This window comes from Microbacterium sp. BF1, assembly GCF_019279095.1.
GTDB lineage: Bacteria > Actinomycetota > Actinomycetes > Actinomycetales > Microbacteriaceae > Microbacterium > Microbacterium maritypicum.
Genome location: NZ_JAGYWT010000637.1, coordinates 1 through 1223 on the forward strand (window position 1 = coordinate 1; position 1223 = coordinate 1223).

Annotated in this window: 2 pseudogenes; both read right to left on the bottom strand. The window is 69.3% G+C overall.

Annotated elements, in window-relative coordinates:
• Positions 1–688 (bottom strand): annotated as a pseudogene (locus KZA10_RS15630) (heavy metal translocating P-type ATPase); the annotation flags it as partial.
• Positions 689–852: 164 nt separating this feature from the next.
• Positions 853–1223: pseudogene (locus KZA10_RS15635) on the bottom strand (hypothetical protein); the annotation flags it as partial.

Genomic DNA, 1223 nt, shown 5'->3' on the forward strand with positions numbered 1-1223 from the left:
CCGCGGGCAGGCTTCCGCCCGGTCGCACGACCACGACGTCGCCGACCGCGAGGTCTGCGGGTGAGACGATGACGACCTGCCCGGCTTCCACGCGCTCGGCCTCGTCCGGCAGGAGCGCGGCGAGCGAGTCGAGAGCAGAGGTGGTCTGCGCGAGCGAGCGCATCTCGATCCAGTGTCCGAGCAGCATGATCACGATGAGGAGCGCCAGCTCCCACCAGAAGTCGAGCTCATGGTGGAGGATGCCGAGACTCGCTCCCCACGACGCAAGGAAGGCCACCGTGATCGCCAGACCGATGAGCAGCATCATGCCGGGCGTACGGGCTCTGATCTCACTGACGGCCCCGACGAGGAAGGGCTTGCCGCCCCACACGTACATCACGGTTCCGAGCACGGGTGAGACCCATGCCAGGCCCGGCACGTCGGGGAGCGTGTATCCGAGGATCATCGCGAACATGCCGGAAAGCGCGACGGTCGGGACGGCGAGGACGAGCATGACCCAGAACAGCCGCCGGAACTGTGCGACGTGGTCGCCGTGACCCCCGTGACCTGCGTGGCCCCCGTGACCTGCGTGGTCGCCGTGACCCGGGTGATCGTCGTGGCCCTCGTGCGCCGCGTGCATGGGTGCGGAGCCGTCCGACTCGTGATGCGGCGCGGCGTGTGCGGTGCCCTCGTGGTGCGAAGCGCTCATTGCTCTCCTCCTCGGAAAGACGATGCCGTGCAGGCAGCGGATGGAAGCCCGCACAGATGGAGCGGGTCGTCCCGCTCACTCCTTCGGGCCAACCGAGTACCCTCCTGGAGTATTCCCACCTGCACCTCGCCCCGACGTTCGCACCCTCAGGTGCCATCCGCCGCTCAGGGAGCCGGCGCCGTGGCGTGGGAGTCCGGCTCTGCGGTGTCGTGATCGACCGTCGCGGATTCGCCGGGCTCCTCTGTCGGGAGCTCCTCCGTCGTGGACGCGTAAGCCGCGCGCGGGCGCCGGAGCAACTCGATCACGACCGCGAAGACCACGAGCCCCACGGTCACCCCGATCACCGTGCCGAACGCGACCGGCCGCGACGTGATGAGGATGAGAACCGCGACCGCGAAGGCGGCGATGAGGATCGGTCCGTGGAAGCGATCGACCGCGACGCCCAGGCGGCCGGTCGACAGCCCTCGTCGCTCCCACGTGCTCCGGATCGCGGTGAACCCACTATCCAGGAGGCCGCGGATGGCCACAGCGCTGC